The organism is Nocardia sp. NPDC049190 (assembly GCF_040648115.1).
In the GTDB taxonomy this organism is placed as follows: domain Bacteria; phylum Actinomycetota; class Actinomycetes; order Mycobacteriales; family Mycobacteriaceae; genus Nocardia.
In genome coordinates this window covers 236,683-257,896 of sequence record NZ_JBEZDE010000003.1, presented here as the reverse complement: position 1 = coordinate 257,896, position 21,214 = coordinate 236,683, and the positions used below count along the sequence as shown (strand labels likewise).

Genomic DNA, 21,214 nt, shown 5'->3' with positions numbered 1-21,214 from the left:
AGATTGTCGTCGACGAGGGGCGGAATCGACCGTCGGGCGGCGGCAGGACTTCCCGAAACAGCGAGCACGGACTGCGCAGATCGGCAGCCGTATCCAGCCACCCCGGCGGCACGGCCGTCGATGCCGGGCCGCCCCCGTCGCGCGCACGGGGACGGACATCCCGGGAACGCGATCACGGGTATGGCGCGCCCAGTAGCCCGTGGCGTCATCCACCGGGATGTCAGCATGAACACGAATTCTGTTTGCGCGGTGTGCACTTCACGGCGCCGGCTGCCCGCGAGTGATCGAAGACCGGAAGGCTGCACCTCGCCGGCGGAACGCCGTGTCGATGCCCGCAGTGGGCATCGACACGGCCGCTGGTGCACTCGGAGTCGGTTGCTCCCATCGATCGCGCCCTCTCGAACCTTTTTCGGATATTTCCATGGGCACCGAGATCAACATTGTTCCGAAACGACACCGCAAATAATGCTCCGATTTCTGCGTCAGACCATTGCGTTGACAACCGGCAAGAATTCGAAAATTGATCAGTGCGTCAATCGGAAACCGACATGACACCATCCTGCCGGGCCCGAAATGTGCCACCAAGAGTCGATGGCTACAATAACCGAACATAAGTAATACGTGAATATCGCCCATCGATGGTGGTCGACGCACCGCCGGCCTGCCACGCCCATTGCGCTGCGACCGTACGCTCGGAAGCGGTACGCTGATCGACGTCCGGTTTCCTACGGTGGTGAGGAAGGTGGCGCTGTGTCGACGACAGATCGCGACTGGAGCAAACCGGCGGCTATGGCCATACCGGCGGACGGTTATTTCGAGCTGGAGCGGGGCCGATACGGTCCTATCTATCCACGTACGCCTGCCTCCTACGGTTTTTCGATCATCGCCAAGGTGAAGCCTGGCCGAGAAGAAGCCATTCGCGAGTACGGCAAACAGATCGAGGATGCGGTCGCGAATGAGCCGGGTGTGCTGGCGCCACTGCGGCTGCACTACCTGCGATGGGTTTTGTTCGATATCGGCTCCGGATTGCATTTCCAATATCAAGGCATCTTCGATACCGATTTCGACAAATACACCGAGGATGCGGTGGCGCTCTTCGCCCAGACGGGGATAACCACCGTATTCACCAACCTCGAAGGATTTCCCGAGGATTGGAAGGAAAACCCGGGCGCCTTCGCCCGATTCGTCCGAGAACACCATTTTCCGAGCTTCCTCGAATACGGTGAATACCCCTACGTCACCGCCGAGGAAATCAAAAAAGCGCTGCGCATCAAGGCATCGTTCTCCGATATGCTCGACCAGATGCAGTGAGCGCGCCGTCGACGCTCGAGCTCGACGATATCCAACACATCCTGCTGACCCGCACCCCAGCGATGACGGGCCGCTACGAGTTCCTGTCGTTCGACGACCCCACCGGAGGGCGGGCCTGGCTGGCCGCGCTGCTGGATCGAGTCCAGTCGGCGGCAGACGCGCGCGCCACGATGGATAGTTCCCAGCGCTGGATCACCCTGGCCTTCACCTGGAAAGGGCTGCGGGCGCTCGGGGTGTCGGAGCAATCGCTCGCCACCTTTCCCGACGAATTCCGGGAAGGTATGGCCGCACGCGCCGACATCCTGGGCGACACGGGCGCCAATAGCCCGGATAATTGGACGGGCGGGCTGGCCGGTGACGACCTGCACGCCATCGCGATCTTGTTCGCCCGCACCGACACCGAACACCAGCGATGCACGGCCGAGCACCACAAGCTCGTGGCCCGCTGCCCTGGCGTGCGGGTGTTGTCATTTCTGGATTTGAACGCGACGCCACCCTTCGACCACGCCCACGACCATTTCGGATTCCGAGACCGGTTGTCCCAGCCGGTGATCGAAGGCTCGGGCCAGACCCCGACGCCGGGCTCCGGCCCCGCACTGAAGCCCGGCGAATTCATCCTGGGCTACCCGGACGAGGAAGGGCCGCCGCACGGCCTTCCGCAGCCGCACGCGCTGTCCCGCAACGGCAGTTATATGGCTTACCGGCGACTGCAAGAACACGTCGGCGCGTTTCGGACCCATTTGCGCGAGCACGCCGACACTCCGGAGGAGCAGGAACTACTGGCCGCGAAGTTCATGGGCCGCTGGCGCAGCGGCGCGCCCTTGACGCTGGCCCCCGAGCACGACGATCCGCAACTGGGCGCGGACCCATTGCGGAACAACGACTTCACCTATCGGGATATGGACCCGCACGGCTACGCAGTTCCGCTCGGCTCGCACATCCGGCGACTCAATCCGCGCGATACCGCAGTCAACATGAACCGTCGCAGAATGATTCGCCGCGGCGCCACCTACGGGCCCGCACTACCCGAGGGCGAACCCGACGATGGGGCCGATCGAGGCATCGCCGCGTTCATCATCTGCGCCAGCCTGGTCCGCCAGTTCGAGTTCGCCCAGAACGTCTGGATCAACGACAAGACATTTCACGAACTCGGCAACGAACGCGATCCCATCTGCGGCACGCAGGACGGAACCCTGGAGTTCACCATCCCCAAGCGGCCCATCCGCACAGTGCTCACGGGCCTGCCGGCCTTCACCACGCTCAGAGGCGGCGCGTACTTCTTCCTGCCGGGGATCAACGCCCTGCGATATCTCGCGACGCTCGACAGCCGAAAGGTGACATCATGAGCGCCCTTTCCTTCGCCCGCACCTACAACCAGAACCATGTCCCGCGCACGCATGATGGGCACCGGCGGATCAGCATCTATTGGGCGTGGAGCTACCCGTGGGAGGCCCAACGCGATCCCGCCGAAATGTACAATCGCTTCTCCACGATGACCGAAGTCCGCAATGCGACGTGGCCGGCCTACGAGACCCCCGAGTACGCCGCGACGCACTTCCTACAAGGCATTGCCGGCACACTCGAGCTGTTCCATCGCTCGACTCTGGCGTTTCAGCGGCTGGCCGGTGCGGCGACCGGTCATCCCGTCGCAGTGTTCCAGCGCATCGATCAGGCCGGTTACCGCTTGCCGATCGACGAGCGGATCCTGGCCGATACCGACACGCTGATGGTATTCGGGCTCGATCACGTCCTCTCCGAACAGGAAGCCGCAGTCGACGAGTGCGCCGCGATCCGGGACTGGTTGCAACGCGAAGACACCTGCTTACTTTTGGCGCCACACCACGATGTCGGCTTCACCGACGATTACACGCAACGGCAAACCGAATACGAGCATCACGGCGACCCGCTGGTCCCCCGTCAACAGAGGTTCGGCCAGTACACGCGCTCCCTGATGAATGCGCTCGACGTGCCGGTCCACAACAAGTGGGGCCTACGACCCGCGGTCGTCGACGGCAGCGGCGAGATCGCTCCCCTGACCGGATTCCGCGATCTGGACACACCACACCTGCTGGATAACGTCACCACCTTCAATTTCCACCCCCATCTGCCGCACTACGAACTCACCGCACCAGAAAGCGAATCCCTCCGGGTCCTGGCACGTCAGCGCGTCGACCCCACCCGACCCCACCCCTTCACCGAGGCAGGCAACACGGAATTCAACACGCTGATCTGGATGCCACCCACCGGCCGGCGTGCCGGCGACATCGTGCTCATCGACTCCACGAACTTCACCACACTGTTCGGCGGCACCGACAGCCTCGAGAACCTGTGGCACAACGTCGCCACCATGAAATGACCACTAGCCGAGTGGCGCTCAGGCGGTGTCGGGCGCGCTTGTCGGAGAAAGCCCCATTGCCGCCTCTGCGACAATTCATGCGCCTGGGCTTCTGCACAATCGAGCCCAGGCGCAACATGTTGAAACGGAACTCCACAACGTTCCGCCACGAACCAACGTCACGACGAAGGCGCGATGTATTCGCACTGCAGGTCGGACACGCTAGCGATGTGCTCGAAGTCGTAGTCCGCGGCAAGCACGGTCGCGTCGTTCACGATGGCATAGCCGGCGATGAGGATATCGTGCGAGCCGGCCGCCCGAACGAGCCCCGCGTTCCACAGTGCTGCCTGGATATCGAGCACGAGCGATTCGTCGGGTGGATGCTCGAGCGGGAATCCGAGGGAGATCTGCTCTCGGTAGTTCGCGTGGTCTTCGGGCGTCCGGGCGCTGTGGCAGAACTCGAGCACCTGCGGCGGGCAGGTGACGAACAGGTCGGCCGGTGCTCGCTCGATACGCCGCAGGCGCGCAGTGATATCCGGGTCCCCAGTGGCCAACCTCGCCCAGACCGAGTTGTCAACGAGGTAGTCGGTCACGAGGACTGGGACTCGCCCGGAGAGACCACCGGCGCGCCGAGCTCGTTGTCGAGGTCGGTCAGTCCTGCGATACCGTCGATCATCGCGCCCTTCTGCTTCGAGGCGATGAGCCGGCGCAACGCGAGGTCGAGGACGGCTCGGTTCGATCGCTCGCCCGTGAGCGCTCGCGCACGCTCGATCAGCTGCGGATCCAAGTCGACGCTGGTGACTGCCATGATTACCCCTCCCGTATATTATATGACTGATTATATATCAGGCGGCGTTACGGGGACACCCCAGCCGTACCGGGACTCCAGCTCGAGCATGAGGACCAAAGCCACCTACCCGAGCCACCGCGCTCTCACTCGCTGCGATTCCTGTTCCACAGCTGATGCGTCAGACCGCTGGATGTGCTGATGGACTCAACACTGAATCGCTCTTCCAGGCCAGTGAGGTGATCCCAGATCCGAACACCGGCACCGAGCACGATCGGAACGATCGACACGTGCAGAAAATCAATGAGATCGGCCTCGAGGAACTCGCTCACGGTGGACGGCCCGCCACCGATCCGAACGTCCAACCCGCCGGCCGCATCTTGCGCCAAGCGAAGCGCCTCCTGCGGCGAGGCATTCACGAAGTGGAAACTGGTGCCGTTGTCGAACTCGAGTGTTTTGTGCGGGTAATGGGTCAGAACGAAGACCGGAGTGCGGAAGGGCGGCGCATCTCCCCACCATCCATTCCAGCCGTCATCCGGCCATTCGCCCGCCTGCGGGCCGAACTTGCGACGACCCATGATCTCCGCTCCGACCCCCTGCCCCCACATACTGAACATGGCGCGGTCCACGGTCACCGGTTCGTCGATTCCGTGAATGCCGTGGATGACGCGTCCGTCGAACTTGCCGAAGAGCGCCTGCGCTCCGCCGATCGGCGCTTCGAGCGTCACGTGATCGCCGGCGGCATACCCGTCCGAGGAGACGAAGAGGCTGTGGACTCGCGTACGCGACACAATGACTCCAATACAGGTGGTTGCAAAATAAAATCACTCGTACCGTAGCGTAGAGTGGTTTCCATCTGCAACCACTTTGGAGGTCAGGTGGCGAGAGAACAGCTCCGATCAGGGTGCGCAATCAATGCGGCGGTCGAGGTGCTGGGCGACGCTTGGAGCCTGATCGTGCTTCGCGACATCGTTTTCGGCGGTCGCCGACACTTCCGCGAACTCCTGGCGCGCAACGACGAAGGCATCGCGTCGAACATCCTCGCCAACCGCCTCCGAAATCTGGTCGAGGAGGGCCTGCTTTCTCGTGACGATGCGACGCGGGGGCAGCGGGCGGCGTATTCGCTCACCGAGGCGGGAATTCAGACGGTTCCGGTGATGGTGACCCTCGGGACCTGGGGCATGCATCATCGACCCACCTCGCACGCGTTGAGCGTGCGCGCTCACATCCTGGCCGAGTCCCCGGACCTCGTCGACGACCTCATCGACGAGCTCCGCGAGATTCACCTCGGCATTCCGCGACGCGCCCCCGAACGCCCCCTTGCGTCCGAACGACTGCAGCACGCGTTCGAGGCCGCCATAGCGAGAGCGGGGGCATGGTCCAGTGGCAGCGACGCGCCCGAACCAGCAACCTCGAACGCCGACCTCTGAACGTTCGGGCGTCCCGACGCCTTCGCAAGAAGCCCTGAGGTTGAACCGAAACGCGACTACATGTTGAACGGAATTCGACCCTCTTGACATCGATCAGCCAAGCTACCTCTGCCCCACTGCGCGACGGTCGGTAAACGGCCGAAGCGGCGCTCACAATTCCTGCGGCACAACAAGATTCATCGGAATCGGCTCCCAGTACTCCAATAGGCGCACATTTGGAGCAGAGGTTGGACGGTGACACAACGAAGTCCACATGCCCATGTCGCCGGCCGCTCGATAATGCCGGGTTCTGGGTGTTCGCAGGAACGTGGACACGATCTTGGCTGCACCGATGAATTCTCGATGGATCCGTCGTCGATACCTCTGGATACACCAACAGCGGTGGGCCAGAGCAGAGCAATCGATCCGGACAGTGATCCGGCGGGGTGAGCGGGAGGCGCAGTGAGCGGTACCAGAGTGTTGGTGGCGGGGGCGAGTATCGCGGGGCCCGCGCTGGCCCACTGGTTGCGTCGACGGGGGGCCGAGGTGACCGTGGTGGAGCGGGCTCCCGCGTTGCGTCCGGGTGGGCAGGCGGTGGACGCGCGCGGAGTGACCAAGGAGGTCATCCGGCGGATGGGACTGGACCCGGCGGTGCGCGCGGCCTGCACCCAGACCATCGGCGCGCACACCGTGGACGTGGACGGCAACGTTCTGGAGACCTTCCGCGTGGACGACGCCGGCGGCGACGGATTCATCGCGGAGATCGAGATCCTGCGCGGTGACTTGTCGCAGGTGCTATACGACGACACCCGAGACGGTGTCGAGTACGTCTTCGGCGACCGGATCGCCGAACTCACCCAGGACGCGGACGGGGTCGACGTGGCTTTCGCAGGTGGCGATCGGCGGCGTTTCGAGCTGGTAGTCGGGGCGGACGGGCTGCATTCGGCGCTGCGCACAATGGTTTTCGGGCCGCACGAGCAGTTCGTTCGCCACCTCGGGCACGTGCTGGCCTTTTACAGCGTGCCCAACGAGTTCGGGCTGGACAAGTGGCTGATCGAGTACCAGGAGTCCGGGCGCTCGGCCGGCCTGCGGCCCATCCAGAACGCCACCCGGGCGATGGCCATGTTCTCCTTCCCCGCGGCCGACCTCGTCGTCGACTACCGTGACGTCGCGGCCCAGAAGCGCCTGCTGCGTGAGCGAATGGCCGGTCTGGGCTGGTTGACCCCGGGCATCCTCGCGCATCTGGACGACACCCCGGACTTCTACCTCGACCAGGTCGCCCAGGTGGTGATGGACCGCTGGTCGAGCGGGCGGGTGGGGTTGCTCGGGGACGCGGCGTTCAGCTCGTCGCCGATGTCCGGGCAGGGCACCGGGCTGGCCCTGGTCGGCGCGTACCTGCTGGCCGGTGAGCTGGCCGCGGCCGGGTGGGACCCGGAGGCCGGGTTCGCCGCATACGAGGAGCGGATGCGCTCGTTCGTCGAGGCCAACCAGCAGATCGCCCAATTGAACGCCCGCAGCCGCGACGTCCCCGGGCCGGATGCCGAGCCGGGCCCCGATTTCGCCGGAGAGTGGTTCGCCGAGCTGGTCGAGCGTGCGATCAACGGCGTCAAACTGCCCGACTACGCAGGGGTGCCGGACTCCGGAGCCGGCCGGACCGCCGATCACTGTTGTGACCAAACCAGAATGTCGGGTGCCGCATCGGGATCGAGTTCTTCGTGATTCGGGTTGGCGTGATGCCGGGTGTGCTTGTCTGGCCACTAGCCGTAACCCAGGCCGATGCCGGCGTTGCCGCCGCCCAAAATACACTGTTTCGAGAGTGATGTCTCAAGTCGCCAGATCCTCGAAAGCCACCGTGCCTGACATGGCCGTCACAGTAACCGGACACACCGACAGGAATGGTGGGGCTGCTCCGCTTCGGAACTCGACGGCAACAACACCAACAAGTAGAACTGAGCCCTGTCCGATTGGATGGTGCTCAGCCTATTGGGGGCGTGTCGGCAGTTGAGGACCGGCTGATCAGTCGGCGCGTTGCGCGCAATAGGAGCGGAGACCGGGGCGCCGCCGCGCCGCCGAACGTCCTGTAGTACCGATTTCAGGACGGACAGGCATGGACGCATAGCGCCGTGCGCCAACTCCTTCGGAAGCTAGGATCAATTGTTCGCTTGCTGCTCGTACCAGGTCCGCAACCGTTGCAGAGCGGACCGCAGGGTGCCGTCGCCAAGTGCCGCGAGTATTGTGCCGTCGCTGAAGCGCTCGCCACGGACCACGGCGGTCAGCACGCGGGCGGCGTCGGCGACAGGGGCGGTATCGAGGCCCCGGCCGCCCGGATAGGCACTCTCTAGATCCCACTTCATCCAGGGGAAGCCCACGATTGCATGAACTTCATAGATTGCCTGGATCATTCGTTGGATCGCGTCGCTGTAGTCGACGTAGGGCATCGACAGAGAGCCGTCGGAATTCTCGAACCGCCAACCCGCCTGGGACTCTGGATCCTCGGTGAGAACTTCGCCGACCGCGGACCACAGTTGCTCCCATGCTTCCGGGCGTGCGGCACGGAGGGCGGATTCGATGGCGGGATTCTCGCCCGGGTCGGGATGGTAGGGGTTGGCCCGCAATTCAGCCTCGGCCTGCCGCACCTTGCGGTTGTATTCCGCGAACTGAGCCTTGATTCGGGCCATCTCCTCCTCGGTGTAGCCGGGCAGAACGTACCCGGAGTTGTTGCCGAACAACCTTTTCCACCATCGGGCCAATTTTGCTCTTTCGGTTCGCTTGGAAGGCACTCTGCCCCAGGGATTATCCAGGATCATCAACCGACTTGCCCCGCTGAGACAGTCAGCTGCCGCCGGAGTCCGGCAGGGGGCGACCTAGCAGGCAGTCAGAGGCAGACAGCGACCGACACGCCGACAGCACCCAGGCCCCACCTTGGGGCATCAACAGACCAGTCGCACCAAGTCGAACGCCCCGGCCCAAGGATGGGCTCGGGGAAGGAAGACGACAAACGCATCGCCGAAATTATCAAGGGAGCGCGGGCTCTCGATTGGGCGGAAGACGAATACCAACTCTTCCTCCTCACCCGCAATAATGCCGGAAGCGATAGCGCCCTCCCGCTGAGCGCCATCGCCCTGCGCATGGTGGCCTGTGTCGAGCCGGCCGGGTTCCATCCGGTGCGTCGGTTTTCGACGACAGATGCCTTGCTGCTCGGCATCGTGGTTGATCCGCGGCTGAGAATGCATTCTGCTACAGCCGACCAACCCCACTACACCTCTGTATCGTTGGGTTTGAGGGCGACTGTTGAACTCGAGACACATCGGGCGCTCCCAATCTTCGACGCAGAGACGATCATCAAACCGACCGAAAATCAGCGGAGTCTCGACCAGCACTACACGCGCTGGGCTACTTCTTCGCAGACGCTAATCCGCTTCGGAACTCGACCACGTCACCATCGGCCATGACGTAGTCCTTGCCCTCCATCCGGACCCTGCCCGCCGCTTTGGCCGCGGCCATCGAGCCTGCCTCGATCAGGTCGTTGTAGGCGACAACCTCCGCCTTGATGAACCCGCGTTCGAAGTCGGTGTGGATGACGCCGGCGGCCTTCGGCGCGGTGTCACCCTGGTGGATGGTCCAGGCACGGGATTCTTTCGGGCCTGCGGTGAGGTAGGTCTGCAGGCCGAGGGTGTGGAAGCCGGCGCGGGCGAGGGCGTGCAGACCGGGCTCGGTCTGACCGATGGATTCCAACAGTTCGATCGCCGACTCCTCGTCCAGTTCGAGCAGCTCGGCTTCGACCTTCGCGTCGAGGAATACCGAATCCGCTGGGGCTACCGAGGCTTTCAGGGCCGCGACCTTCGCTTCGTCGGTGAGCACCGCTTCATCGGCGTTGAAGACGTAGAGGAAAGGTTTGGTGGTGAGCAGCGAAAGTTCTTTCAGCAGTTCGGTATCCACCTTGTCGCTCGCGGCGAACAGGGTGGTGCCGCTGTCGAGGATCTCCTGCGCGGTCTTGGCGGCGTCGGCGACCGGTTTGCGGTCCTTCTTGACCTTGGCTTCCTTCTCCAACCGCACGACCGCTTTCTCCAGGGTCTGCAGATCGGCGAGGATGAGTTCGGTCTCGATCACCTCGATGTCGGCCGAGGGATCGACCCGGCCGTCGACGTGCACCACGTCGTCGTCGGCGAACACCCGCACCACCTGGCAGATGGCGTCGGCTTCGCGAATGTTGGCGAGGAACTTGTTGCCCAGGCCCGCGCCCTCGGAGGCGCCCTTCACGATGCCCGCGATGTCGACGAAGGACACGGTGGCGGGCACGATGCGCTCGGAACCGAAGATCTCCGCCAACTGGTTGAGCCGAGGATCGGGCAGCGGGACCACCCCGACGTTGGGCTCGATGGTCGCGAACGGATAGTTCGCGGCGAGCACATCGTTCTTGGTCAACGCATTGAACAGCGTCGACTTTCCGACGTTGGGCAGGCCGACGATTCCGAGGGTGAGACTCACGAGGAACAGAGTCTACGCGGCACACCGACCCCGCTACCCCGCGCCTGCCGCAAGGCAGCACCGCGCCGCTCTCGCGCGGCCGATCGGCCCGATGCCCAGTTCGAGGAGTTCAGGGATGCCAGGCGCTTTTCGACCTGTGGTCGGTCGGGATCGGGCCGATGTGTGGGGACCAGTATGTTCAGGGGATCAGCACTACTTTGCCGAGGTTGGCACGGCGTTCGATGACGGCGTGCGCTTCGGCGGCGTCCTCGAGTGCGAACTCGGCGTGCACGGCGGGACGCAGCTGGCCCGACGCGAAGTACTGCCACAACTCCTGACGCCAGTGCTCGTATCGATCGGGCTGCCCTCGCGCGATGCGGGCCAGCTGGAAGCCGACCACCGATTTTGCGCCGACGAGCAGGTCATACGCCTGGATGGCTCCGCCACCGGAGCTGTAGGCGACCAGCCGGCCACCGGGCACAAGGGCAGCGATCGCGGGTGTGAGCAGATCGCCGCCGACCGCGTCGAGCACGTAGTCGACGGGCTCGCCCCAGGACTCCTGGCCGTATCCCACCACCTCGTCGGCGCCGAGCTGCCGCACGAAATCCGCCTTGGCCGGATCCGATACCGCGCCGACCACACGCCCCGCTCCGCGCACCCGGGCCAGCTGGACCGCGAGGTGTCCGACGCCGCTCGCGGCAGCGGTGATCAGTGTCGACTCACCCTGCTGTGGGGACGCGGCGTCGAGCGCGCCGAGTGCGACCAGACCGCTGCGTACCAGTGCGACGGCGTCGACCGCCGAGGCACCGTCGGGAATCGGCGTGGCCATGGCCGCCGACAGCAGCGCGTACTCGGCATACCCGGGTCCGAACACCAACCCGGTGATTCGATAGCCGGGCGCCCACCCCTCGACGCCCTCGCCGACCGCGACCACCTCACCGGCGACTTCGCCGCCCAATGCGATCGGCGCACGCTGCTCGCGCACCTTCCGCACCACCGGCAGGGTCACCCCGATCGCCTCGACACGGACCAGGAGCTCGCCGGGGCCCGGCGTCGGCGCTTCGACCGATACGAGCTCGAGCACCTCGGGTCCACCGCTGCGCTCGTAGTGAACCTGCCGCATCGCACCTCCAGAAAACCGTTCGAAGGCGCAACGCTAACCGGACCGCGGTGCCACTACCCACCCATATAGCCGCGAAGGTGTGCGATCTCACCTCCGCGGGTTGCGGTCGGCGCGCCGTTCCAGACGCCGGAATTCCAGGCCGTTCGGCCGCAGGACATGTGGCATCGCGACAACGTTGCGGCCGGTACATCCCGAACTGTTCCGCTTCGAGACCCGCCTGCGCCGTCGTCCGCGTCTCGTGGCTCCCTCGGCGTACCGTAATCGACATGGAGCCGACCACAGAGGTGGTGATGGCGCGTCCGGCACCGGCGCTCGCGGCATTCGTCGACCGCTACGTCGGCTACCGCATGTCCGGGTTCGCCGCGGCGGTGCATCGCGGGTTGCCCTCGCGGCACATGACTTTCATCGTCGCCCTCGGCCCCACCATCGATGTCGTCGAGCAGACCGATCCGCGTCAGTCGCCACAAAGCTACCGCTGTGTGGTGAGTGGTCTGCAGGCGAGCACGGCGCTGATCGCGCACAGCGGATATCAGGAAGGCGTGGGCGTGCAGCTGACACCGCTGGGCAGCCGCACGCTGTTCGGGATGCCCGCGGCGGCGCTGTGGGACACCTCGGTCGAGTTCGCCGACCTGGTCGGTCCGGCGGGCATGGAATTGTGCGAGCGCGTGCAGCACGCGCCGACCTGGCCGGAACGCTTCGCGGCGTGCGACCGAGTGCTCTCGGCGCTCGCCGACCAGGACCGCGTGGTCGGGCCCGAGTTGACCTGGGCGTGGCGCACCGTGGTCCGTTCCGGCGGCGCGATCGCGGTCGGCCCGTTGGCCGAGGAGATCGGGTGGAGCAGGCAGCATCTCACCCGCCGGTTCACCCGGGAATTCGGCCTGGGCCCGAAACTGGCGGCGCGGATCACCCGGTTCGAGCGGGCCCGGCGGATGCTCGCGCGCACACCGTCGTTCGTCACCCTCGCGCAGGTTGCGGCCACCTGCGGCTACTACGACCAGGCTCATCTCGATCGCGATTTCGCCGAACTCGCCGGGGTCAGCCCAACGACCTGGCTGGCCGAGGAGATTCCATCCGTCCAAGACTCCGACGAGTTCGCGGGATGACGATGAACGACATGACAAATCCGACGACTGCCGAAACCGGCACCCGTACCGCGGTGTGGCCCACCCTGGCCTTCCGCGATGCCCACGCGATGGCCGCCTTCCTCGTCGCGGCGTTCGGCTTCCGCCAGAGCGCGCTCTACACCCGCGCCGACGATCCGTCCATCGTCGAACACGCGGAACTGCGCTGGCCGCTGGGCGGCGGCATCATGTTCGGGTCGGCGGGCAAGGACGACGGCCCGTTCGGCGCGCGCCCGCCCGGCCACGACGCGGTCTATCTGGTCTGCGAAAACCCCGACGCCTTGTTCGCCCGCGCCACCGCCGCGGGCGCCGACGTGGTGCAGGGCCTGCGCGACGAGGAGTACGGCTCCCGCGGTTTCACGGTCCGCGATCCCGAAGGCAACCTCTGGAGTTTCGGGACCTACTGGGGCTCCTAGCGACCGCCGACTCCCGACAGCGCGATGCCACGGATGAACGCGCGCTGGGCTATCGCGTAGATCACCAGCAGCGGAAGCAGAATGATCACCGCGGTAGCCATGAGGAGGGGCCACTGGGTGTGGTACTGCCCCTGCAGCCGTACCAGACCCAGGGTCGCGGTGGCGATGTCGTTGCGTTGGATCATGACCAATGGCCAGAGGAAGTCGTTCCACACCGTGATCCAGGTGAGCACGGCGAGCACCATCAAGGCGGGGCGGGTGTGCGGGAGCAGGACTCGCCAATAGACCTGCCAGGTGGAGCAGCCGTCGAGGATCGCCGCCTCCTCCAACTCGGTCGGCAGTGTCCGGAAGAACTGGCGCATCAGATAGGTGCCGAACGCGCTGCCGAACAGGCCGGGCACGATCATCGCCCACGGGGTGTCGACCCAGCCGAAGGCCCGCATCAGCAGGAACTGCGGAATCACTGTCACGGTCAACGGCACCATCAGCGTGCCGAGATAGGCGAGGAACAGCACTTCGCGTCCACGAAAATGCAAGCGCGCGAAAGCGTAACCCGCCAGCGAGCAGAAGAAGACCTGGCCCGCTGTGACACACAGCGCGTAGACGGCCGTATTGAGCAGCATGCGGCCGAGCGGCAGCAGTTCGAAGACTTTGCCGTAGTTCGACCACTGCGGATGCTCCGGAAGCAGCGCGGCGTCGGCGATCTCACCCTCCTGCTTCAGCGACCCGGAGACCGCCCACAGAATCGGCGCGAGCGCGCACCAGCCGACGGCGACGAGCGCGGCATAGACCGCGATGCCGCGCAGCAACCGCCGCATGATCGCCCGCTCGACCCGACAGCGCGCGACAACCACGCTGTCGCGCCGGACCGGCAGCGCGCGACGCACCACCTCATAGGCATTCACTGTTCGACCTCCGCGCGCCGGGCCATGCGCAACTGCAGCAGCGTCAGCACGAACAGGATCGCGAAGATCACCCAGGCCAGCGCGGACGCGTAGCCGACCTCGTAGAAGCCGAACGCGTTCTGGAACAACATGATCCCGAGCAAATAGGTGCCGGTCTCGGGTCCGCCGTTGCCTCCGGTCAGCGCGTAGGCCTGGTCGAAAGCCTGCACCGAGTTGATGATCGTGATGATGAAGACGAACGACAGCGGCCCGCGGATCAACGGCAGCGTGATCGAGGAGAACCGGCGCAACGCTCCGGCGCCGTCGATCTTCGACGCCTCGTAGAGCGTCTCCGGCACCCCTTGCATCGCCGCCAGCAGAATGACCGTCGCGAACGGCACGCTCTTCCACACCGTGACGATGCTGAGCGAGACCAGCGCCCAGTTCGGATCGGTCAGCCAAGGCACCGCATCGATTCCGATCCCGCCGAGTGCGAGGTTCAGCAACCCGTCTTCGGTGAAGATGAACCGCCACACCACTGCCATGGCGACCGTGGAAGCGACCAGAGGCAGGAACGCCATCGTTCGAAAGATCCCGATACCAACGCACTTTCGATTCACTATCGCCGCCACTCCGAGACCGATCGCCACCGTGGGCAGCAATGTCAGCACGGTGAAAACGGCGGTATTGCGCAAGGCGATGAGAAACAGTGGATCCGAACCGAACAATCGCCGATAGTTGTTCGATCCGACAAAGCTCATGGGGCCGAACAGATCCCACGAATGAAAACTCAGATAGAGCGAAAACATCAACGGGAACAACAAGAAAACGGCGACAGCCGCCACATTCGGCGCGACGAACGCCCAGCCGGCCCGTTCCCGACGCCGCGCCAAACCGGACGGTGCACCGGCTGGAGCGTGGCGCAGGACTTTGCCGACGGTCTGCGACCACTGCGATCTCGTCATGGCGTGTCCAGGATGGCGTCGACGTCGGAGGTGAAGCTACCGTTCAGCGAGGCGGCGGTATCCGCACCGCGAAGCACCCGGTTGGCGCCGCGCTCCAACAGCGCGGAGACCTTGCCCCACGCGGGCGTCACCGGGAGGGGGCGGGAGTTGGCCGGGCCGTCGGTGAACACCTCGAGGTTGCGGACTTCCCGGTGCGCGGCGGCGAAACCCGGTGCGCCCATCGCGGATTTCAGCACCGGCACGAACAGTCCGGACGCGGCGATGATCGCCTGCCCCACCGGCCCGGTCGCGAATTTGACGAACTCCCAAGCCTGTTCGATCCGCGGGCTGTCCGCGGCGATGGACAGGCCCGTGCTGCCGACGTCGGTGATCGCGCCGGGGCCGCCGTGCGGGCCGACCGGCAGCACCGTGACGTCGATGGCGAGATCGTCGTGCCCGGCGAACTCGGAGTAGAGCCAGTGCCCGCCCAAAGCCATCGCCGCCCGGCCGCGCCGGAACAGGTCCGGTGCCGACACCGATTGGGTGTCGGATACTTTCGGCGCCACCCGGTGGCGGACCGCGAGGTCGGCGTAGAACTGAAATCCTTCGGCGAACTTCGGATCACCCAGATTTGCTCTGGTCGGACGAACCGACGGCGTGAACCACTCGGCGCCGTTGTTCATACCGAAACAGGCCGCCGAAAAGTACGGCACCCAGGCGTCGGCGAAGCCCCACTGGGTTCGTCCGGAGGATTCGTGCCTGGTCAGCGTGTGAGCGGCGGCGAGGAACTCCTCGAACGACCAGGCGTCGCGCCAGCGCGCGGGCGGCACGAGCCCGACGTCGGCGAACAGCTCCCGGTTGTAGTAGAGGAACACCCCCGACCATTGCTCGGGCAGGGCGTACTGACCACCGCCGAAGGTGAAGGTGTCGTAGAGCGCGGGGTAGCTGTCGGCACGCAACGCGGTCGCGTAGGCCGGATCACGGTCGAGCAGGATATTCAGATCCAGCAGCACACCACGCTCTGCCAACCCGGAATACAACAGCTCCCAGGCCATCATCACGTCCGGGCACTTGCCGCCCGCGCAATAGGTGAGCATCTGCTGCATCGGGTCCGGCCCCGACATGATGGTGCGAATCCTGATGTCCGGGTGCCGTTTTCGGAACTCGTCGATGATCGCCAGCCGCACTCGCGCCTCTTCTGGTCTGGCCTGGAAGAAGAAGGTCAGCGCGTCATCGGAAGAGCCGCAGCCGGTGGCGGCGAGTAAGGGCGCCGCCACCGCCGACCCGAGCAGCGTCCGACGTCGGACCCGGGTGACAGGGTTGGAATGCGACCTGGAATGCGACACAGCCCTCCTCCAGGGCAGATGTGGTGCTTTCTCGAACCGCATGGCAGCATACGTTCGGCTACATCATGGTGACGGCCGACACATGAACAATATTTCACGGCACTTGCCTTGCGCTCGGAATCGGCACGAGGGCGAGCGCCGATCGGATACGTTGTCACGTGTTTCAGCAGGATCCTGCGCGTTTTACAGGAGAGTAGACGGATGGCGACAATCGAATATCTACGGACCGATCCCGATTTGCCGCCTGTCGGTGTAGTCGACAAGTCCCCGATCACTCCGGCCAAGAAAGCGATCTTCGCCGGTATCGCCGTACTCGGCGCCATTGCCTGGGCGGTGCTCGCGGTATCCCGTGGCGAATCGGTCAACGCGGTCTGGATCGTGATCGCCGCCGTCTGTACCTACATCCTCGCGTACCGGTTCTACGCCAGGTTCATCGAGCGCAAGATCACCAAACCACGCGATGACCTGGCTACCCCCGCCGAGATTTTGGAGAACGGCAGGGACTACATGCCGATGGACCGGCGCGTGCTGTATGGGCACCACTTCGCCGCCATCGCCGGCGCCGGTCCGCTGGTCGGCCCGGTGCTCGCGGCACAGATGGGGTACCTGCCGGGAACGATCTGGATCGTGGTCGGCGTGGTGCTCGCCGGGGCGGTGCAGGACTACCTGGTGCTCTGGGTCTCGTTGAAACGGCGCGGTCGCAGCCTCGGACAGATGGCACGCGACGAACTGGGTGTGATCGGCGGCTGGTCGGCCATCGTCGGCGTTCTCGTGATCATGATGATCCTGCTCGCGGTGCTCGCGCTGGTCGTGGTCAACGCGCTCGCGGCAAGCCCGTGGGGCGTCTTCTCGATCGGCATGACCATCCCGATCGCGCTGTTCATGGGCCTGTATCTGCGTTATCTGCGCCCCGGCAAGGTCGGCGAGGTGTCCGTCATCGGGTTCGCGTTGCTGATCCTGGCCATCCTCGGTGGTGGCTGGGTGTCGGAAACCGAGTGGGGCACCGACTTGTTCACACTCTCGCCGGTGACCATCTCCTGGCTGCTGATCGCCTACGGCTTCTTCGCCTCGGTGCTTCCGGTGTGGCTGCTGCTCGCCCCGCGCGACTACCTGTCCACCTTTATGAAGGTCGGCACCATTGTCCTGCTCGCGGTCGGCATTCTGGTCACCCTCCCGGTACTGAAGGCCCCCGCGGTCTCGGATTTCGCGACCTCCGGCACCGGCCCCGCCTTCGCGGGCTCGCTGTTCCCGTTCCTGTTCATCACCATCGCGTGCGGTGCGTTGAGCGGTTTCCACGCCTTGGTCTCCTCCGGCACCACGCCGAAGTTGCTGGAGAAGGAATCGCACGCGAAGATGATCGGCTACGGCGGCATGCTGATGGAGTCGTTCGTCGCGGTCATGGCCATCATCACCGCTTCGATCATCGACCAGCACCTGTATTTCGCGATGAACGCGCCGCTCGGCCTCACCGGCGGCACCGCGGAGAAGGCCGCGGCCTACACCAACAGCCTCGGGCTGAGCGGCGCCCCCGCGACGGCCGCCGGACTGAGCCAGGCAGCGAGTGATGTCGGTGAGACCACCATCATCTCCCGGACCGGCGGTGCGCCCACGCTGGCGGTCGGGATCTCCGAGGTCTTCCACCAGTTCCTCGGCGGCGCGAGTATGAAGTCGTTCTGGTATCACTTCGCGATCATGTTCGAGGCACTGTTCATCCTCACCACGATCGATGCGGGCACCCGCGTCGCGCGCTTCATGCTGTCGGACGCGCTGGGCAACTTCGGTGGTGCGGCGAAGAAGTTCCGTGATCCGTCCTGGCGGGTCGGTGCCTGGCTGTGCTCGGCCGTCGTCGTCGCGGCCTGGGGTTCGATCCTGCTGATGGGCGTCACCGACCCGCTGGGCGGTATCAACACGCTCTTCCCGCTGTTCGGCATCGCCAACCAGTTGCTCGCGGCGATGGCGCTGACCGTCGTTCTGGTGATCGTGGTGCGTAAGGGCCTGGCCAAGTGGGCCTGGATTCCGGGCCTTCCGCTGGTCTGGGACCTCGCGGTGACCATGACCGCGTCCTGGCAGAAGATCTTCTCCGCCGATCCGAAGGTCGGTTACTGGAAGCAGCACAGCATCTGCCAGACGGCGCAGGCGGCCGGCAAGATGTGCCTGACGGCCAAGACCCAGGACGACATGACCGCGATCCTGCGCAATACCTTCATCCAGGGCACGCTGTCGATCATCTTCGCGGTGCTGGTGCTGATCGTCGCGATCGTCGGCGCCGTGGTGGCTTTCCGTGCCTGGCGGTCCGGACAGCCCACGACCACCGAGACGCCGGAAGAGCCGTCGAAGATCTTCGCGCCCAGCGGGTTCGTCGCCACCGCGGCGGAGAAGGAAGTTCAGAAGCAGTGGGACGAGCTGATCGCGGCCGGAAAGGTGCGTGCTTCCGGCGCGGCGCACGCGCACGCGCGATGAGCGATGCCACGGCGCCGCGGGCCGGCTGGTCGAATGGACCAGCCGGCGCCCGGCTGCGCGGCGCGGCGCGGATATGCGTCAAAGGCGCTCGCGCCGGCATCTGGTGGTTCGATTCGATCCTGGGCGGGCAGGACTACCAGCGGTACGTCGACCATCTGCGGCGCACCCATCCAGGGTGCGAGATTCCGACCGAGCGGGAGTACTGGCGGCAACGTCATGCCGAAGCGGACAACAATCCCACGAATCGCTGCTGCTGAGTCCGAACCTGATGGCACCGATTTCGGCGCGCGTCGTCGCATGTCGAATCGGTAGTTCGAACCCACCCGAGCTGGTTCGTTGTGCGATGTCACGGCGCCTGTGCGAAGGGCGCGTCAGCGCTGGCAACGATGGCTGATTTCCGCTAGCGCAGGTCGGTCGTGGCTGACATTGTGGTGGACGTGACCATGACGGCATTGGATTTCGAGCGTTGCTATCGGGCGGTGTCGACCCGAGACTCCCGCTTCGACGGGCAATTCTTCACCGCGGTGCGGAGCACCGGAATCTATTGCCGCCCTTCCTGTCCGGCCATCACGCCGAAGCGCGTCAACGTGTCGTTCCTGCCGACCGCCGCCGCGGCACAGCAGGCAGGCTACCGGGCCTGCCGGCGCTGCCTACCGGATGCCGCGCCGGGCTCGCCGCTGTGGAATACCAGGGCGGATCTGGCCGCGCGGGCGATGCGGCTGATCGGTGACGGCGTCATCGAACGCGGCGGAGTACCCGCGCTGGCCGCCACGCTCGGCTATTCACAGCGCCAACTCACCCGCGTGCTGACCACCGAGTTGGGCGCCGGACCATTGGCGCTGGCCCGTGCGCACCGGGCGCACACCGCGCGGCTGCTGATCCAGACCACGGCCATGCCGATGTCGGACATCGCGTTCGCGGCCGGGTTCGCCTCCATCCGCCAGTTCAACGACACGGTACGCGAGGTCTTCGCGGTCAGCCCGACCACCATGCGGACCGAGGTGCGGCGTGCCGGATCCGACGCGCATCCGGTTCCCCCGGCCACCGGGTCGCTCATCCTGCGACTTCCCTACCGCGAGCCGTTGGACCGCGCCTGGCTGGAGTGGTTTCTCTCCGCACATGTCGCACCCGGCCTGGAACTTTGGGCGGACCGCGCGTACACCAGGAACCTGCGCACTCCGCATGGACACGCCACGACACGCCTCAGCTTCCAGCGCGACCATGTGCGCGCCGAATTGTCCCTGCGCGATATGCGCGATCTGGCGCCGACGGTGGCTCGGCTACGGCATTTGCTCGATCTGGATGCCGATCCGATCGGCATCGACGAGGCCCTCGGGGCCGGGGCCGCACCCTCTGACGAACGACTCTCGGACCCGCGCACCGAACAACTACTGGACGCGGGCGCGGGGTCACGACCGGACGCCGAGGCGATGCCCGAGGCCGGCCGCTCCGAGCCGCAGCACATCGCGTTCACGCCGGGCATTCGGGCGCCCGGCTGCCTCGACGGGCCCGAACTGCTCCTGCGCACCATGATCGGACAGCAGATCTCGGTGTCCGCCGCCGCGACCCACACCGCCCGGCTTGTCGAGGCACTGGGCGAGCGGGTGGACGGACCGATCCCCCTGCTGTTCCCCACGCCGGCGATGATCGCCGAACGTGGCGCCGAGGTCTTGACCGGCCCCGCACGGCGAGTCCGCGCGATCGTCGCCGCGGCGGAGGCGCTCGCCTCCGGCGAGCTGGCGCTGCACCAGGGTCGCACCGCGGCCGATCTACGCCGCGAACTGCTCGCGATGGACGGCGTCGGGCCATGGACGGCCGACTACGTCACCATGCGCCTGCTCGCCGACCCTGATGTCCTGCTCAGCACCGATCTGGTCGTCCGCCAGGGCGCGAGCCTGCTCGGCATCGATCTCACCGACACCGTGCGTTGGGCGCCGTGGCGGTCCTACCTGTCCATGCATTTGTGGAAGGCGGCGCTGAGCGGCCGCGCCACACCATCGAGAACCGCCGCGCTCGCCGCGGCGAGAAGGAGCGTCGAATCATGAACACCATCCCTGTAGACCCCCGCACAGTTCGCGAGACCTCCGCCTCCACCACTGCGGATTTCGCCATCACCGATACCCCGATCGGTCCCTTCACCACGCTCGTCGACGCGGACGGAGCCGTGCTCGCCGCCGGCTGGACCGCCGACGCGGTGAACCTGCAGGGCCTGATCCATCCCGTGCTGCGTCCCGCCACACTGCGCCAGCGGTCTTCGCTCGGCTCGGTGACCAGCGCCGTCATCGCCTACCACGCGGGCGATGTCACGGCGATCGACAGCATTCCGGTTCGGCAGCGTTCCGGAGAATTCCTGATGCACGCGTGGGACGTGCTGCGCAAGGTCCCCGCGGGCAGCCCCCTCAGCTATACCGAATTCGCCGCCATCTCCGGACGCCCGAACGCCACCCGAGCCGCGGCCAACGCCTGCGCCCGCAACGCCGCCGCGCTCTTCGTACCGTGCCATCGGATCTTTCGTGTCGGCGGGGCACTCGGCGGCTTCCGCTGGGGCCTGCCGATCAAGCGGTGGTTGCTCGATCACGAGGAGTGAGTGGCCAGCGCGTTCGTGGCGTCG

21 protein-coding genes are annotated in these 21,214 nt (G+C 65.6%); 12 read left to right on the top strand and 9 right to left on the bottom strand.

Annotated features, from left to right (window positions below):
- Window positions 1-789 precede the first annotated feature (789 nt).
- Genes AB0B25_RS04875 through AB0B25_RS04865 form a run of 3 tightly spaced genes read left to right on the top strand, consistent with a single transcriptional unit; the run spans window position 790 to window position 3,667 of the window.
- The gene (locus tag AB0B25_RS04875) at window positions 790-1,311 is read left to right on the top strand and encodes a hypothetical protein (protein WP_357174993.1); all 522 of its coding nucleotides are present in this window, start codon (window positions 790-792) and stop codon (window positions 1,309-1,311) included.
- Window positions 1,308-2,657, top strand: coding sequence for a peroxidase (locus AB0B25_RS04870; protein WP_357174751.1), 1,350 nt, complete (start codon window positions 1,308-1,310; stop codon window positions 2,655-2,657). Before AB0B25_RS04875 ends, AB0B25_RS04870 begins: the two co-directional genes overlap by 4 nt.
- Complete coding sequence (locus AB0B25_RS04865) at window positions 2,654-3,667, top strand: hypothetical protein (protein WP_357174749.1); 1,014 nt, start codon at window positions 2,654-2,656, stop codon at window positions 3,665-3,667. The genes AB0B25_RS04870 and AB0B25_RS04865 overlap by 4 nt, the downstream gene beginning before the upstream one ends.
- 158 nt (window positions 3,668-3,825) lie before the next feature.
- Here the strand turns inward: AB0B25_RS04865 and AB0B25_RS04860 are convergent, their stop codons facing one another.
- From AB0B25_RS04860 to AB0B25_RS04850, 3 genes are all read right to left on the bottom strand, one after another.
- Window positions 3,826-4,239 carry a PIN domain-containing protein gene (locus AB0B25_RS04860; protein ID WP_357174746.1) on the bottom strand — a complete coding sequence of 138 codons (414 nt, stop codon included), beginning with the start codon at window positions 4,237-4,239 and terminating at the stop codon, window positions 3,826-3,828.
- The gene (locus AB0B25_RS04855; protein ID WP_327110033.1) at window positions 4,236-4,454 is read right to left on the bottom strand and encodes a type II toxin-antitoxin system VapB family antitoxin; all 219 of its coding nucleotides are present in this window, start codon (window positions 4,452-4,454) and stop codon (window positions 4,236-4,238) included. The genes AB0B25_RS04860 and AB0B25_RS04855 overlap by 4 nt, the downstream gene beginning before the upstream one ends.
- Window positions 4,455-4,579: 125 nt before the next feature.
- On the bottom strand, window positions 4,580-5,224 hold the full coding sequence (locus AB0B25_RS04850; protein WP_357174743.1) for a dihydrofolate reductase family protein: 645 nt from the start codon (window positions 5,222-5,224) through the stop codon (window positions 4,580-4,582).
- Window positions 5,225-5,311: 87 nt separating this feature from the next.
- On the opposite strand from AB0B25_RS04850, the gene AB0B25_RS04845 reads away from it, so the two are divergent.
- Together AB0B25_RS04845 and AB0B25_RS04840 are read left to right on the top strand one after the other, a co-directional pair.
- Window positions 5,312-5,863, top strand: coding sequence for a helix-turn-helix domain-containing protein (locus AB0B25_RS04845; RefSeq protein WP_357174741.1), 552 nt, complete (start codon window positions 5,312-5,314; stop codon window positions 5,861-5,863).
- Between the two features lie 441 nt (window positions 5,864-6,304).
- The gene (locus AB0B25_RS04840; RefSeq protein ID WP_357174738.1) at window positions 6,305-7,561 is read left to right on the top strand and encodes an FAD-dependent monooxygenase; all 1,257 of its coding nucleotides are present in this window, start codon (window positions 6,305-6,307) and stop codon (window positions 7,559-7,561) included.
- A 431-nt stretch (window positions 7,562-7,992) separates the two neighbouring features.
- On the opposite strand, the gene AB0B25_RS04835 is transcribed toward AB0B25_RS04840, so the two are convergent.
- Window positions 7,993-8,571 carry a DUF6508 domain-containing protein gene (locus AB0B25_RS04835; protein ID WP_357174735.1) on the bottom strand — a complete coding sequence of 193 codons (579 nt, stop codon included), beginning with the start codon at window positions 8,569-8,571 and terminating at the stop codon, window positions 7,993-7,995.
- Window positions 8,572-8,814: 243 nt separating this feature from the next.
- Here AB0B25_RS04835 and AB0B25_RS04830 point away from each other — a divergent pair, with 243 nt between their 5' ends.
- Window positions 8,815-9,294 (top strand): hypothetical protein, encoded by a 480-nt coding sequence (locus tag AB0B25_RS04830; protein WP_357174733.1) that lies wholly within the window; start codon window positions 8,815-8,817, stop codon window positions 9,292-9,294.
- Here the strand turns inward: AB0B25_RS04830 and ychF are convergent.
- Entirely contained in the window at window positions 9,236-10,330 is a 1,095-nt protein-coding gene (ychF, locus tag AB0B25_RS04825) for a redox-regulated ATPase YchF (protein WP_357174730.1), read from the bottom strand. The two genes, AB0B25_RS04830 and ychF, sit on opposite strands and share 59 nt — an antisense overlap.
- A 178-nt stretch (window positions 10,331-10,508) precedes the next feature.
- Window positions 10,509-11,432, bottom strand: coding sequence for a zinc-binding dehydrogenase (locus AB0B25_RS04820; protein ID WP_357174728.1), 924 nt, complete (start codon window positions 11,430-11,432; stop codon window positions 10,509-10,511).
- Between the two features lie 266 nt (window positions 11,433-11,698).
- Between AB0B25_RS04820 and AB0B25_RS04815 the strand changes: the two genes are divergently transcribed.
- Together AB0B25_RS04815 and AB0B25_RS04810 are read left to right on the top strand one after the other, a co-directional pair.
- Complete coding sequence (locus tag AB0B25_RS04815) at window positions 11,699-12,535, top strand: helix-turn-helix domain-containing protein (RefSeq protein ID WP_357174726.1); 837 nt, start codon at window positions 11,699-11,701, stop codon at window positions 12,533-12,535.
- A gap of 11 nt (window positions 12,536-12,546) precedes the next feature.
- On the top strand, window positions 12,547-12,969 hold the full coding sequence (locus AB0B25_RS04810) for a VOC family protein (protein WP_357174723.1): 423 nt from the start codon (window positions 12,547-12,549) through the stop codon (window positions 12,967-12,969).
- Here the strand turns inward: AB0B25_RS04810 and AB0B25_RS04805 are convergent.
- The 3 genes from AB0B25_RS04805 to AB0B25_RS04795 form a co-directional block, all read right to left on the bottom strand.
- Window positions 12,966-13,787 (bottom strand): carbohydrate ABC transporter permease, encoded by an 822-nt coding sequence (locus AB0B25_RS04805; RefSeq protein ID WP_357174991.1) that lies wholly within the window; start codon window positions 13,785-13,787, stop codon window positions 12,966-12,968. The two genes, AB0B25_RS04810 and AB0B25_RS04805, sit on opposite strands and share 4 nt — an antisense overlap.
- A gap of 83 nt (window positions 13,788-13,870) precedes the next feature.
- Window positions 13,871-14,746: a sugar ABC transporter permease gene (locus AB0B25_RS04800; protein ID WP_357174988.1), complete on the bottom strand. Its 876-nt coding sequence runs from the start codon at window positions 14,744-14,746 to the stop codon at window positions 13,871-13,873.
- Window positions 14,747-14,814: 68 nt separating this feature from the next.
- A complete protein-coding gene (locus tag AB0B25_RS04795) occupies window positions 14,815-16,143 on the bottom strand; it encodes a sugar ABC transporter substrate-binding protein (protein WP_357174720.1) in 1,329 nt (442 codons plus the stop codon).
- 201 nt (window positions 16,144-16,344) lie between these two features.
- Between AB0B25_RS04795 and AB0B25_RS04790 the strand changes: the two genes are divergently transcribed.
- The 4 genes from AB0B25_RS04790 (at window position 16,345) to AB0B25_RS04775 (ending at window position 21,190) form a co-directional block, all read left to right on the top strand.
- Window positions 16,345-18,603 carry a carbon starvation CstA family protein gene (locus AB0B25_RS04790; RefSeq protein ID WP_357174718.1) on the top strand — a complete coding sequence of 753 codons (2,259 nt, stop codon included), beginning with the start codon at window positions 16,345-16,347 and terminating at the stop codon, window positions 18,601-18,603.
- A gap of 98 nt (window positions 18,604-18,701) precedes the next feature.
- Window positions 18,702-18,860 (top strand): YbdD/YjiX family protein, encoded by a 159-nt coding sequence (locus AB0B25_RS04785; protein WP_357174985.1) that lies wholly within the window; start codon window positions 18,702-18,704, stop codon window positions 18,858-18,860.
- A 186-nt stretch (window positions 18,861-19,046) separates the two neighbouring features.
- The gene (locus tag AB0B25_RS04780; RefSeq protein WP_357174982.1) at window positions 19,047-20,648 is read left to right on the top strand and encodes an Ada metal-binding domain-containing protein; all 1,602 of its coding nucleotides are present in this window, start codon (window positions 19,047-19,049) and stop codon (window positions 20,646-20,648) included.
- Window positions 20,645-21,190 (top strand): methylated-DNA--[protein]-cysteine S-methyltransferase, encoded by a 546-nt coding sequence (locus AB0B25_RS04775; RefSeq protein ID WP_357174715.1) that lies wholly within the window; start codon window positions 20,645-20,647, stop codon window positions 21,188-21,190. Before AB0B25_RS04780 ends, AB0B25_RS04775 begins: the two co-directional genes overlap by 4 nt.
- Window positions 21,191-21,214: the final 24 nt, after the last annotated feature.